Annotated in this window: 12 protein-coding genes and 2 tRNA genes; all 14 read right to left on the bottom strand. The window is 44.6% G+C overall.

Annotated elements, in window-relative coordinates; genetic code table 11:
* Positions 1-43: 43 nt before the first annotated feature.
* Positions 44-766, bottom strand: a complete 723-nt coding sequence (locus CN378_RS22155) for an amino acid ABC transporter ATP-binding protein (RefSeq protein WP_179885025.1) — start codon at positions 764-766, stop codon at positions 44-46.
* Between the two features lie 34 nt (positions 767-800).
* Positions 801-1448, bottom strand: coding sequence for an amino acid ABC transporter permease (locus CN378_RS22150; RefSeq protein ID WP_098354664.1), 648 nt, complete (start codon positions 1446-1448; stop codon positions 801-803).
* A gap of 85 nt (positions 1449-1533) precedes the next feature.
* On the bottom strand, positions 1534-2316 hold the full coding sequence (locus CN378_RS22145) for a transporter substrate-binding domain-containing protein (RefSeq protein WP_098354663.1): 783 nt from the start codon (positions 2314-2316) through the stop codon (positions 1534-1536).
* Between the two features lie 302 nt (positions 2317-2618).
* On the bottom strand, positions 2619-3203 hold the full coding sequence (gene yihA / locus CN378_RS22140; protein WP_098354662.1) for a ribosome biogenesis GTP-binding protein YihA/YsxC: 585 nt from the start codon (positions 3201-3203) through the stop codon (positions 2619-2621).
* On the bottom strand, positions 3200-5524 hold the full coding sequence (gene lon, locus CN378_RS22135; RefSeq protein WP_098354661.1) for an endopeptidase La: 2325 nt from the start codon (positions 5522-5524) through the stop codon (positions 3200-3202). The genes yihA and lon overlap by 4 nt, the downstream gene beginning before the upstream one ends.
* A 175-nt stretch (positions 5525-5699) precedes the next feature.
* Positions 5700-7358 carry an ATP-dependent protease LonB gene (gene lonB, locus CN378_RS22130; RefSeq protein WP_098354660.1) on the bottom strand — a complete coding sequence of 553 codons (1659 nt, stop codon included), beginning with the start codon at positions 7356-7358 and terminating at the stop codon, positions 5700-5702.
* 442 nt (positions 7359-7800) lie between these two features.
* Positions 7801-9072, bottom strand: coding sequence for an ATP-dependent protease ATP-binding subunit ClpX (clpX, locus tag CN378_RS22125; RefSeq protein WP_098354659.1), 1272 nt, complete (start codon positions 9070-9072; stop codon positions 7801-7803).
* A gap of 532 nt (positions 9073-9604) precedes the next feature.
* Positions 9605-10891, bottom strand: coding sequence for a trigger factor (gene tig / locus CN378_RS22120; protein ID WP_098354658.1), 1287 nt, complete (start codon positions 10889-10891; stop codon positions 9605-9607).
* 160 nt (positions 10892-11051) lie between these two features.
* Entirely contained in the window at positions 11052-12056 is a 1005-nt protein-coding gene (locus tag CN378_RS22115) for a tetratricopeptide repeat protein (RefSeq protein WP_098354657.1), read from the bottom strand.
* A gap of 107 nt (positions 12057-12163) precedes the next feature.
* Positions 12164-12240 (bottom strand) — tRNA-Arg (locus CN378_RS22110).
* Between the two features lie 122 nt (positions 12241-12362).
* Positions 12363-12439, bottom strand: a tRNA-Arg gene (locus tag CN378_RS22105).
* Positions 12440-12604: 165 nt separating this feature from the next.
* Positions 12605-13114: a metallophosphoesterase gene (locus CN378_RS22100; RefSeq protein ID WP_098354656.1), complete on the bottom strand. Its 510-nt coding sequence runs from the start codon at positions 13112-13114 to the stop codon at positions 12605-12607.
* Positions 13115-13126: 12 nt separating this feature from the next.
* Positions 13127-13723, bottom strand: coding sequence for an XTP/dITP diphosphatase (locus CN378_RS22095; protein ID WP_098354655.1), 597 nt, complete (start codon positions 13721-13723; stop codon positions 13127-13129).
* Between the two features lie 15 nt (positions 13724-13738).
* Positions 13739-14476 carry a ribonuclease PH gene (rph, locus tag CN378_RS22090; RefSeq protein WP_098354654.1) on the bottom strand — a complete coding sequence of 246 codons (738 nt, stop codon included), beginning with the start codon at positions 14474-14476 and terminating at the stop codon, positions 13739-13741.
* Between the last annotated feature and the right edge of the window lie 45 nt (positions 14477-14521).

The following is a 14521-nucleotide window of genomic DNA, read 5'->3' as shown; positions in this document are numbered from 1 at the left end:
ATACGACTAGGTCAGTCTAATGTCCGGGCTTTTTCTTGTTCTATTAGAGAACCGAGTCCAAAAACTCTTTCGTCCGCTGCTCCTTTGGTGAATGAAACAGCTCTTGAGGCGGCCCCACTTCAACGATCCGGCCATCGTGCATATAGACGACCCAATCGGCTACTTCCCTGGCAAATCCCATCTCATGGGTCACGACGACCATTGTCATCCCTTCAAGGGCAAGTTCCTTCATGGTGGAGAGAACTTCTCCGACCAATTCAGGATCCAAAGCCGAGGTAGGCTCATCAAACAGCATGATCTCAGGTTTCATCGCCAGGGCACGCGCGATGGCGACACGCTGCTTCTGTCCACCTGACAGCTTTGAAGGATAGACATCCTCCTTGTCCCCAAGGCCGACTTTCTTCAACAGCTCTTTGGCATCCTTCCTTGCTTCCGCTTTTGCAACACCCTTTACATGAACCGGTGCCTCCATCACATTTTCCAACACGGTTTTGTGGGGAAAGAGGTAGAAATGCTGGAATACCATTCCCACCTTCTGACGGATTTTATTCAAATCATGGGTATCCTGATTGATCTCATCCCCCTCGATGACAACCTTCCCATTATCTTTCAACTCCAGAAAGTTAAGGCAGCGGAGCAACGTACTCTTTCCTGATCCACTGGCTCCGATGAGGCAAACAACATCACTTTCCCTTACGCTGATATCAATATCCTTCAGGACGTGCAAATCACCGAAGGATTTATTTAATTTCTCTACTTTAATCATTTCCTGACTCATTCTCATCCCTCCCGCATCATTCTTAATCACTGATAGACATACGTTTTTCAATTATATTGACGATCGTAGAGAATAGTAATACAAGAACCAGGTAATAGATCGCTACTACAAGCAGGTATGTCATATAATCAAAGTTATTCGATCCGAGTGTCGTCGCCACGCTGAACAATTCGAACATCCCGATGAAGGAAGCAAGGGACGAATCCTTCAAAGCAATGATGAATTGATTTCCAAGGGGCGGCAGGGCACGTCTGAATGCCTGTGGAAGGATGATCCTTCTCATGGACAATCCGAGAGACATCCCCAGGGAACGTCCCGCTTCCATTTGTCCTTTGTCGATGGATTGAATGGCTCCGCGGAAGATCTCCGCTATATACGCCCCGTTATGGAAAGCAAGCCCCATGACGACAGACCAGAAGCCTGAAATATTCAATGAAGTCAATCCGAAATAGAAGATAAAGATTTGAACAATCAAAGGTGTTCCCCGTACAACGAAAATGTATAAATCCGCAAGCAGGGACAATGGCTTGATCCCTGAAATCTTTAGAAAGGCGAAAAACAGACCGATCACGATCGCAATCAGGACCGAAACAAAGGTTAACTGGAACGTTAATAACATCCCTTTAAGAAAAACATCATATGTACCGGCAAAGGTTTCTAAAAAATGCATGGACTTCCCTCCGTTCAATCTATTCTCACTTTAAGACAAAAAGCGAATGCGCATAGAAGCACATTCGCTCTGTGTCATGCTGCTCTTACTCTTTCTCAGGATCTGATGTAATGTCTGTATTGAAATATTTTTCACTGATCTTCTTCAATGTCCCGTCTTCCCTTAGTGTTTCAAGAGCTTTATTGACTTCTTTGAGCAGGGCTTCATTGTCTTTACTTACAGCGATGGCCTGCTCACTGCGGCCGATCAGCTCACGCGCTTCAATGTCAAGGCCTGAAGCAATCGCTTCTTTACCTGTGATGAAATCAGTGATGACGGCATCATGTTTGCCTTTATTTAACGCCTCAAGTGCAACAACGTCACTATCGTATGCCTGGATTTTATCCGTTACTTCCTTGGCTGTTTCTGCATATGTTGATCCTTTGGATACAGCAATTTCCTTGTCCTTCAAATCATCCAATGTTTCAACATCGCTGTCTTTACGTACGAAAATCTGCGGTCCGGAATAATAATAAGGAGTCGAGAAGTCCACTTCCTTCAAGCGATCTTCCGTGATCGTATGACTGGCAACCGCCGCATCGAAACGTCCGGATTTTACCCCTTCTACGATTCCTGCAAATTTAAATTTCTTCTGTTCGGGTTCAAGACCCATTTCTTTTGCTACTGCTTCTGCCACTTCAATATCGAATCCTGACATGGTTCCATCATTATTCGTCACACTGAATGGCTTGAATTCACCTGAAGCTGCATAAACGAATTTGCCTTCCTCCACTAACTTCGCACCACTCTCTGTTGTAGCTTTGTCTCCGCAAGCGGATAGAAGAAGTGCAGCAAGTACTAACAAGACTAGGCTTTTCCAATTCTTCACTGTCTAGAGTCCCCCTTATGTAGCTTGTAATATTTTTAATCTTTCATAATTTTATCAACAAAAGAGAAAATTCTCAAAATTCAAATATAGCTTCCAGAGCTTATAATTATCCATTTTAGTGGATGAACCCAATTCAGCTTTGATATGGATACATATACGTCCCTATCCTTTCATTTCCTTTCATATGCTTTCGTCATATAGGCCAAAAAACCTTATACGGACTTCGGTAGACCTTCTTTATGACTACTTTTCAGTCAAAAAAAGAACCGACCTCCATAAATGGAAATCGGTTCTTTACAAGATCATTTATAATACGATTTGATGGCGTCCCAGGCTTTGTCTTTTCCAAGGCCTGTTTCGGATGAGAACATGATGAGGTCATCCTCACTGTCCATGTTCAGCGTTTCCCTAGTGACTTTGAGGTGCTTCTGCCATTTGCCTTTCGGGATCTTGTCCGCTTTGGTGGCAATGACGATACACGGCAGTTCATGATGCTTGAGGAAATCATACATCATGACATCATCATTGGTCGGAGCATGGCGCAGGTCCACGATCAGGATGACTGCCCTGAGCTGCTCACGGGAAGTGATATACGTTTCGATCATCTTCCCCCATGCTTCCCGTTCTGTTTTGGAGACTTTGGCAAAACCATAACCGGGTACGTCGACATAATAGAGGGTTTCTTCTATTTTATAAAAATTCAGCGTCTGGGTTTTACCCGGCTTGGATGAAATCCTTGCCATGCTCTTGCGGCCGATCATTTTGTTGATGAAGGAAGATTTCCCTACATTCGAGCGTCCCGCCAAGGCAAACTCCGGAAGAAAATCGCCAGGATATTGTTCAGGCCTGACTGCACTGATGACTAACTCAACTTGATTTACTTTCACTTCTTTTCACCTACTAATGCTTTCTCTAAGACTTCATCGATGTGGGATACAAGGATGAACGTTAATTCTCCCCTTACACTCTCCGGAATGTCGTCGATATCCTTTTCATTGTCTTTCGGAAGGATGATCGTTTTAATTCCGGCCCGATGTGCGCTTAATGTTTTTTCTTTCACGCCTCCGATTGGAAGGACTCTTCCTCTCAGGGTCATTTCACCTGTCATCCCTACTTCACGGTTCACGTATTTCCCTGTCAGGGCTGATACGAGTGCCGTCGTGATCGTGATCCCGGCTGAAGGACCGTCTTTCGGTACGGCTCCTTCGGGAACGTGGATGTGAATATCATGTTTCTCGTGGAAACTCTCGTCAATCCCAAGCTCCCCCGCCTTGGATCGGACGTAACTGAAGGCTGTCTGAGCCGATTCCTTCATGACATCCCCCAACTTACCGGTGAGGACAAGCTTCCCTTTACCAGGTGCAAGGGATACTTCGATCTGCAATGTGTCCCCGCCCACAGTGGTATAGGCAAGACCCGTTGAAACACCGATCTGATTTTCTGATTCAGCCTGACCATAACGGAATTTTTTCTTTCCAAGGAACTCTTCAATATTGCTTGAAGTGATCACTACGCGCTTCTTATCACCTGAAACGATGATCTTCGCCGTTTTCCTGCAAAGGGCTGCCAGCTGGCGCTCCAGGCTCCTTACACCGGCTTCCCTTGTATAATAGCGTACGATATCAACGATCGCTTCGTCTCTTACTTGAAGCTTCGACTTGTTCAAACCGTGATCTTTGATTTGTTTTTCCAGTAAATGATGCTTGGCGATATTTAATTTTTCAAGCTCTGTATAACCGGCTATCGTAATGATTTCCATTCTGTCCCGGAGTGGACCGGGAATGGTGGAAAGATCATTTGCCGTCGCGATGAACATGACTTTTGATAAGTCATAGGTCTCTTCAATATAGTGATCGCTGAAATTCGAATTCTGCTCGGGATCGAGTACCTCAAGCATGGCAGAAGACGGATCTCCCCTGAAATCACTGGACATTTTATCGATCTCATCGAGAAGGAAAACAGGATTGATGGTGCCTGCCTTTTTCATACCGCGGATGATCCGTCCCGGCATGGCTCCTACATACGTCCGTCTGTGGCCCCTGATTTCAGACTCATCACGGACGCCTCCGAGGGAGATGCGTACGAAATTGCGTCCGAGAGATTCAGCCACGGAACGTGCCAAGCTCGTTTTCCCGACTCCCGGGGGTCCCGCAAGACATAGGATAGGTCCTTTGAGGGATTGAGTCAATTGTTGAACGGCCAGATATTCCAGCACTCGTTCTTTGACCTTTTCAAGACCATAATGATCCCTGTTTAAAATGTGTTCAGACCGCTTGATGTCCAATTGGTCTTCCGTTTCAGTGGACCACGGTAAGGAAACCAGCCATTCAATGTAGTTGCGGATCACAGAGCTTTCCGCCGAGCTTGAAGGTACTTTCTCATAACGGGCAAGCTCTTTCAATGCCGTGATTTCCACCTCTTCCGGCATATCGGCCTGCTCGATCTTTGCCGTCAAATCTTCAATTTCACCCGTTTTTCCTTCTTTGTCGCCTAATTCCTTTTGGATTGCTTTCATTTGTTCCCGAAGATAATACTCTTTTTGTGTTCTTTCCATGGAACGCTTTACGCGTTGGCCGATTTTTTTCTCTAAGCTCAGCACTTCTTTTTCATTGTTGATCGTTTCGATCACCATTTGAAGCCTCTTCTTAATATCGAGAGTTTCAAGGACGTTCTGCTTTTCCTTCATTTTCAGGGGAAGATGGGATGCAACGATATCCGCAAGTCTCCCTGGTTCTTCGATATCTGAAACCGTCGAATATGTTTCAGCTGAAACCTTTTTTGATAGCTTTATGTATTGTTCAAAGTAATTCAGTAACGTCCTCATTAAAGCGTCTGTTTCCGATTCTTTCACTTCAGAATCCTGGAATTCCTTCACAGTCACTTCATAGAAGTCCTTTTGCTCCGTGAATGAGGAAATCGACGCACGGTTCAATCCCTCTACCAGTACCCTGATGGTCCCGTTAGGCAATTTAAGCATCTGCTTAACCTTGGTCAGGGTTCCCATTTCGTAGAAATCTTCCTGTGTGGGCTCATCTATATTCATATCTCTTTGAGTCGTTAAGAAAATTAAATGATCATCCATCATGGCTTTTTCCAAAGCCTGTACGGAGCGCTCACGTCCAACATCTAAATGCAAGACCATTGTCGGATACACAAGTAAGCCTCTTAATGGAAGGAGGGGAACCGTTAAATTATTTTGTTTTGCCACATATAACACCTCCGAATTTTGCTCATGAGTCTTTGTACAATTCTAACTTATTTACTAGGTAGTGTCTATTAAATAGGTATTTACAACTTTATTCGGGTGGCACTTCCGATTATTCCTGTAACCACCCCGTTCAAAAACAAACCGATTCGGATAGACCCGAATCGGTCAACACAGTCTATACACTTTTCTTATTTTGTTCGGAGACGAGTTCAGTTTGGGGAAGGGGTTCTTTCAGAAGGGCCAGGTCCAGAACTTCCTTGAGCTGTTTGACCGGGACCACTTCGATTCCTTCTATTTCACTTAGCATCGCCTGCTGATTGTCAAAAGGGATGATGGCCATTGTCGCCCCGGCAAGCTTCGCACCCTTCACCTTCGGATACACCCCTCCGACAGGCTTCACGGATCCATGAATACTGATTTCTCCGGTGACGGCAATCGTATGCTTGATGGGGATGCGGTAAATGGCCGAATAGATGCCCAGGGCCATGGCAATCCCCGCTGAAGGGCCATCCACCGGAACTCCGCCAGGGAAATTCACATGGATGTCATATTGATCGGCAGGCACTCCCATGGAACGAAGGACTGTGATCACGTTTTCGATCGAGCCTTTCGCCATACTTTTTCGCCTGATGGATTTACTCCGGTCTCCGATGCTTTCTTCTTCCACAATCCCCGTCACGTTGATGGTCCCTTTATCGGGAGCGGGAATGACATTCACTTCGATTTCAAGCAAGGATCCTGTGTTCGGTCCCGTCACGGCTAACCCATTGACCAGACCGATCGTGGCTTCTTCATTGATTTTTTTCTGATAGCGCGGGGACAGCTGGCTCGATTGGATGATCCATTCAAGCTCATGATCATAGATTTCTTTTCTATTTTCGGTGATGGCAACCCCGGCTGCGATCTGGACCATATTGACGGCTTCACGCCCATTGCGTGCATAAGACGCCAGGGTCTCGAGACCTTTGTCACTGATCGTCATCTCTACCTTTTCAACGGCACCTGCCGCTACTTTTTTCACTTCATCATGCTCTAACTCCCTGAAGAAAACCTCCATGCATCTTGAGCGGATGGCGGGAGGGAGTTCACTCGGTGTACGGGTCGTCGCGCCGATCAAGCGGAAATCAGCCGGCAGGCCGTTTTTGAAAATATCATGTATATGGGTGGGAATTTGATGATTCTCTTCATTGTAGTATGCACTCTCAAGGAAAACCCTGCGGTCTTCCAGTACTTTTAATAGCTTATTCAACTGAATCGGATGTAATTCCCCGATTTCGTCGATGAATAATACGCCTCCGTGGGCATTCGTCACAGCACCTTGTTTCGGCTGAGGGATCCCTGCCTGTCCCATGGCTCCCGCTCCTTGATAGATGGGATCATGGACGGAACCGATCAGCGGATCGGCAATCCCGCGTTCATCGAATCGTGCCGTTGTGGCATCCAGTTCAACAAAAACGGCGGAAGACTTAAAAGGGGACTTCATATTTTTCTTTGCTTCTTCGAGGACCAAACGGGCTGCTGCCGTTTTTCCGACACCAGGAGGTCCATAGATGATGACATGCTGAGGATTCGGACTGCAAATGGCTGCTTTCAATGCTTTTATTCCATCTTCCTGGCCTACGATATCTTCAAAGGTTGATGGTCTTACTTTTTCGGCAAGGGGTTCTGTCAATGAAATGGATCTCATCTTTCGGAGTTCTTCCATTTCTTTTTTTGATTCACGGTCAATGGAAACTTTTTGCGTTCGCTGGTTTTTCAACAGGTTCCAGAAGTACAATCCAATGATGATTCCGAAGAATAATTGGATAAATAAAGCGATGCTAGTAAAGCTCATTCGTCTCCCTCCAAGTAGATACAAGTTGTTATCGGTTAGTATCTCCTTGACCTTGTGGGAATAAACAAAAAAGTTCCGGTTCAAAAGCGAGTAAAATATAGAAATATTGAACAGCTACTGATGGTAACAAGCGATAGTATGAAAACGGAGTCCGTTCCTTTCCGCTCCAGGCACTTGCTTTCCGCGGGGAGGAAGTCGAGCCTCCTCGGGCTTTGCCCTGCGGGGTCTCGACCTTTCCTCTATTCCCCGCAGGAGTCAAGTGCCTTCCGCTACAATCCACTCTGTGCTAAATTATGATAGCTCCCTTATTGAAATTCAATTACTGCTATGCAAAGCCTGCGGTTCTCCTGTCCTGTTATTGCCCCAGGAGTCGTCTCTACAGCTTTTCACCACATTAAAAAAGCCAAGAATGAAGAATCATTCTTGGCTTTAGTTAAAGCTATTATGCTGATGTCTTTTCTTCGTTTGGATCGATGACGGTTCCATCTTCTAGCATGAGGTGTGGAGCGGCATCTTCCAGGATCGTTTCTTTGGTGATGATACATTTTTTAATGTCATCACGTGAAGGTAGATCGAACATTACATCGAGCATCATGGTTTCGATGATGGAACGTAATCCACGTGCTCCCGTTTTACGTTCGATGGCTTTTTTAGAGATTTCCAGAAGGGCATCTTCTGTGAACTCAAGCTCGACATCATCTAATTCAAGCATTTTTTGGTATTGTTTCACCAATGCATTTTTAGGTTTTGTCAGGATTTCAACCAGCGCTTCTTCATCTAGAGGCTCAAGGCTTGAAATAACCGGTAAACGACCGATGAATTCCGGGATCAGACCGAACTTCAATAGGTCTTCAGGAACAACTTTGGAAAGTAGGGATTTATCTTCTTTTACTTCAGCGTTTTTAGGATCTGAACCGAAGCCGATGACCTTTTGACCTAAACGGCGTTTGATGATCTGCTCGATTCCGTCGAATGCTCCCCCACAAATGAACAGGACATTGGACGTATCGATCTGGATGAATTCCTGATGAGGATGCTTGCGTCCACCTTGAGGAGGAACGCTTGCTACCGTACCTTCAAGAATCTTCAAGAGGGCTTGTTGAACCCCTTCACCTGAAACATCTCTAGTAATCGAAGGATTTTCAGATTTACGTGCCACTTTATCGATTTCATCGATGTAGATGATCCCTTTTTCAGCTTTTTCTACATCGTAATCAGCTGCCTGGATCAATTTCAACAGGATATTCTCAACATCTTCCCCAACGTAACCGGCTTCTGTTAAAGAAGTCGCGTCGGCGATGGCGAAAGGAACGTTCAGGATACGCGCCAGTGTCTGGGCAAGCAGGGTTTTACCGCTACCAGTAGGTCCAATCATGGCGATATTACTCTTAGATAATTCAACGTCATCCACTTTGCTGCTGGAGTTGATACGCTTATAGTGGTTGTAAACGGCTACAGCAAGTGATTTCTTGGCCTGATCCTGACCGATGACATATTCATCCAGAATTCCACGGATTTCACGAGGTTTCGGAACGTCCTTGAATTCAACTTCTTCTTCCGTACCCAGCTCTTCTTCCACGATTTCCGTGCAAAGCTCGATACACTCATCACAAATATACACACCTGGTCCAGCGACTAGTTTACGAACTTGGTCTTGTGTTTTTCCGCAAAAAGAACATTTTAGTTGCCCTTTTTCATCATTAAATTTAAACAATGATTTTCACCCCTTCGTTAAAACTTCATAAAATCGTGCTCTGTTTCAATAAACGAACGATTCCTTACATCCCTATTACCTAAAGTTATGTACTGCATTTTATCATATTATATGTCCGTAAAGAAATTGATACGATTCTTAAGAATCATCTTATTATGTATCGTGCATTTTAGCAAATCTTTTACATTGCTAAAGTTTATTTTGTCCAATTGAAGTAAGGTGATGTAAGGAATCTTATTATGTATGTTCATGGTGAAAAGTAATGCAACCCCGTTTCATAAGCTTTTTCCAAAAATAGTGGTTCTTATTCTTAAATGATGGAGAAAGTTTCTTAATCAACAGAGTATAGTATTTTGGCTCATTTTGCCACAGAAACAAAAAACNNGTTTTTTGTTTCTGTGGCAACTTTTCAGCTATGCTGAAAAGCGTGTGAAACATTCGTTTTCACACGAATGAGCCAAAATACGGTGTAATAAGATGCTTCATTGTACAAAACAAGGCACGAAGATTCGCGCCTTGTTTGCTATTTTTATTATGCTACAGTTTTGCTGTTTTCAACAAGGAATTCTACTGCTTTACGAACTTTCAGGTCAGCTTTAAGTGTGTCAAGACCACCTAGTGCTTGTTTGATGTTGTCAGCAGACATGTTGTATTGTTCAGCCATTTTGTTTACTTCTTCTTCTGCTTCTTCGTCAGTCACTTCAAGGTTTTCAGCTGCTGCGATTGCTTCGAGTGTCAGGTTTGTGCGAACGCGTTTACCTGCATCTTCTGTCATTTGAGCACGAAGATCTTCTTCTGATTGACCAGAGAATTGGAAGTAAAGATCAAGGTTCATACCTTGCATTTGCAGACGTTGTTCGAACTCCTGCATCATGCGGTCTACTTCGGCTTTCACCATTACTTCTGGAATTTCAACTTCAGCGTTGTCAGAAGCTTTATTTACAAGAGTTTCGCGAACGGCTGTTTCAGCTTCGTTCTTTTTAGACTCTTGAAGGCGTTTTTCGATTTTTTCTTTCAGTTCAGCAAGTGTTTCAACTTCTTCGTCAGCGTCTTTCGCGAACTCATCGTCTAGAGCCGGAAGTTCTTTTGCTTTGATTTCATGAACTTTCACTTTGAATGTAGCAGGCTTGCCAGCAAGTTCAGCTGCATGGTATTCCTCAGGGAAGTTCACTTCTACTTCTTTCTCTTCTCCTGCTGCAACACCGACTAATTGCTCTTCGAATCCTGGGATGAACTGACCAGAACCTAATTCAAGTGAGTAGTTCTCAGCTTGTCCGCCTTCGAATGCTTCACCGTCAACGAATCCTTCGAAATCCATCGTTACTGTGTCGCCTTCTTCAGCTTTTCCTTCTTCTTTAACCGCAAGCTCAGCTTGTTTTTCTTGAAGTGAAGTAAGTTCAGCTTCAACATCTTCAGCTGTTACTTCTGTTTCCATTTTTTCTACTTCAAGACCTTTGTAATCGCCAAGTTTCACTTCTGGCTTCACTTGTACTTTTGCAGTGAAGATCAAGTCTTTGCCTTTTTCCATTTGCTCAACATCGATTTCCGGACGGTCGATTGGATCGATTCCCGTTTCTTCGATTGCTTTTGCATACGCTTCAGGTAAGATGAAATCTAATGCATCTTGGTAAAGTGATTCAACACCAAAACGTTTTTCGAACATTCCGCGAGGCATTTTCCCTTTACGGAATCCTGGTACGTTCACTTGTTTTACAACTTTTTTGAATGCTGCGTCCAAACCTTCGTTTACTTTTGCAGCTTCAACTTCAATTGTAAGTACTCCTTGGTTTCCTTCTTGCTTTTCCCATTTTGCAGACATACTGTTCCCTCCAACAATCTATAATTGATCTTAATTTTTTTACGCATAGTAGTAGATAGTCCCGTATGAATCTAGCACTATCATCGTAAATATATGAAAAACTTTAACATTACAACCATTACATTATAACATACAGCCACTGTGTTTCAACAGAGAGCCTTTAAATATTCGGTGAGGAAATTTCCTCTAGTTCCTTCAAATTGGCCAGGATACCCTCAGATCGGCTGTTTTCGACCTGTTCTCTTAACTCTTCTTCAAGGAGAGTATCAGCAAACATCCCTGCCGTGTAAAAAGCATACACCGAAGCGATTTCCTCCGGTTCCTCCTCAAGTGTAAAAGGATAGAGAAGGAAGGCATGCCGCTTCAATAATTCCTGCGCGTGCTGAAATAGAGTAGGATTTGTTTGAGCCAGCAGATCATCAAGGGTGTTTGTTACCCCGGTGAAGAAATCAGATTCGAACACATCTTCCAATGTTGAAGGTGACACTCGTTCTTCCCTTCCAAACTTGATCACAATGACTTCTTTATCCATTCCATGCTCTCTTAAAACATTTAAGATCATCGTTTGTAAAAATGGATGGGCATCTGGGTCCCTTAAAACCGCCTCCAGCTCAACCGCAAACGGACGGATATTGCGATGAACGAGCTGTGCCACGGTGAGCGTCTGCTCCTCCAGGCTCTTCCCTGTCAGGATAGACGATAGATCCTCTTTGGATGCGTCTTCTTCAGGAATGGGCTCTTTTCCGTTCACTACCTTCTCACTGAAGTGAAGAAGCTTCCGGAAATGATCTTCCTTTTCAAAAGGGACTTCTTTTTCATCGAACAAGGCATTGATCGTATCAATCACTTCTTTGTGCTGATGAAGCTGGATGAGGATCATCAGATACATATCGACAACCTCGAAGTAGTCTCCGATTCCTTCATGGAGCATCTCTTTACACAAGGATCCGGCTTTGTCATACTGCTTGCTTTCATAAAGTGATAATACGAGTGCAGTATTGATATCCGGGTTATCCGGTTCTAATTCATAAGCCTGTGTAAGAAGATCTGAGGATTCATGGACCTCACCCTTTTCCAAAGCCTGTATCCCTTTTTCCAGCAGCCGTTCCTTCAATCCTGGAAACTGTACAATCTTCCCTTTTCCTTCATGGTTTTCCTTAGTCATAAAACGTACCTGCCTATACTGTTTAGTTGCCTTTAGTTTAGCACGATATCTTTTGGATAACAAAAAAAGCTTACCTTCACAAGGTAAGCTTTGGTATGTAGGATGGATGGCGTCCCAGAAGAGATTCGAACTCCCGACCTACAGTTTAGGAAACTGTTGCTCTATCCTGCTGAGCTACTGGGACAAGATATAAATAATATTGCTAGTATCATACATTGGATAAAAAAAGAGATACCCTCACAGTTTACTGTGTCAGTACCCCTTGTTAGTCAAAACCCTGATACCAAGGTTCGTATGTAATGATTATGGCGTCCCAGGAGAGATTCGAACTCCCGACCGACGCCTTAGAAGGGCGTTGCTCTATCCAGCTGAGCTACTGGGACGTGTTTTTTTCGTTATTTGTTTTTCAAGGACAATATTTATTATATTCACATAGCATAAATAAGTCAACAGGTTTTCAGAAAAAGTTTTATTTTATTTTTCACCTTTCTGTTTTATACCGCAAATCATGAAGGGAACCCTTACGATACGGGTTCCCTTCATTTGCTTTACAAGTTAAACGTTTGCGTCAATTCATCCAGCACCACATGATCGTGCGTCAGAAAGGTGACCTTTATTTCTTGATCTTGGGCCTCCACCAGGGCATAGGTCCGCTCACTCCTGCCCCTCGGCAGCAGGATGCTTCCGGGATTCAGAAATAGTGTGCCGTCATTCAATTCCGCCCCCAGAGTATGTGAGTGGCCGAAGAACACAAACTGTGCCCCGGCCTCTTCCGCTCTGTAACGCAGCTTCATCAGTGACATTTTGATCCCATAGTGATGTCCGTGAGTCACCAGGATCGAATGCCCGCCGACCTTCTCTACCAGGTCGTCAGGCAACCGTGCATCCATGTCACAATTCCCCCGAACGACAAGGTAAGGGGACAACGCAGGATCATCGGCACTCAACTCGGAGTCACCACAGTGGATCATAGCATCGACGCCTGACTGATATTTCCTTGATAGATCCATCAATTCTTCCTTGGATCCATGACTATCACTAACAACTAATAGTTTCATTCAGCTCACCCTTTAAACGAAGTCTGAAATCATTTTCGAAAGCTTCTCCAGTGCATGACCGCGATGACTGATTCCGCTCTTCTCATCCGGAGTCAATTCGGCCATGGTCTTTTGAAGGGAAGGGACGAAGAAGATCGGATCGTAACCAAACCCATTCGATCCTCTCTTATCACGCAAAATCTTTCCTTCACACGTTCCCGTCACCGTTTTGGTCTCCCTCCCGGGACCGGCAATGGCAAGTACACAGTAAAAACGGGCTGTGCGGTCGGAATCTTCCACAGATTGTAGTTCACGTAATACCTTCTCCATGTTTGCCTCGTCGCTTTTTTCCTCGCCGGCATAGCGTGCAGAGTATACGCCGGGACGCCCCTCAAGGGCATCGATGGCCAACCCGGAATCATCCGCGATAACCAATGCCCCTAAAATATCCGCGACGGTTTCTGCTTTTAAAATCGCATTTTCCTCAAATGTTTCGCCTGTTTCTTCTACATCCTCGATATGGGGAAGGTCTAGTAATGTTTGTACCTCATACCCGTAAGGCGCAAACATATGTTGGAATTCTTTTGCTTTTCCCCTGTTCTTAGTGGCTATGATCACTCGTTTTGTCATCGGTCTCTCATCCCTTTATTGAAATCTTTTTACGATATCCCCTAATGATTGCTGCTGAATCTGGAAGAGTTCGTGAATCCCCTCTTGTCCAAGTTTCAGCATTTGGTACAATTGATCCATCGTGAAGGTTGCTTCTTCACCGGTTCCCTGAAGCTCCACAAATTCACCTTCACCGGTCATGATGATGTTCATATCCACCAGCGCGCTGCTATCTTCAATATAATTCAAATCAAGGACCGCCCCATGTTCTTCCACGATCCCGACACTTGTAGCCGCCAGGAAGCTTTTGAGAGGGAATGATGAAATCTTCTTATTATCCTGAAGCTTGGCAAGGGCCAGTGCCATGGCAACGAAAGCCCCTGTGATCGAAGCCGTCCTCGTGCCTCCATCTGCCTGGATGACGTCACAATCGATCCAGATCGTTCGTTCCCCCAACGCATCCAAATCCACCACTGCTCTCAGGGCACGTCCGATCAACCGTTGGATTTCCATTGTCCTGCCGGAAATTTTCCCCTTGGACGATTCACGGATGTTTCTCGTTTCCGTGGCTCTCGGAAGCATGGAATATTCAGCCGTGATCCAGCCCTTTCCACTGTTCCTCATAAAAGGAGGCACTCTTTCTTCGATACTCGCGTTACAAATGACTTTCGTTTCTCCAACCGTTATCAATACAGAGCCTTCCGGATGCTTGACATAGTCTGTCTCGATTTCGATAGGACGCAATTGATTCTTTTCTCTGCCGTCTGATCTCATATAATTCCCTCCTGTTTGTTTGTACGTTATGTAAAAATAGGTCTA

This window comes from Bacillus sp. AFS015802 (genome assembly GCF_002561455.1).
GTDB lineage: Bacteria > Bacillota > Bacilli > Bacillales > Bacillaceae_B > Rossellomorea.
The sequence above is the reverse complement of the archived record's forward strand: the minus strand, read 5'-3'. Positions and strand labels throughout refer to the sequence as shown.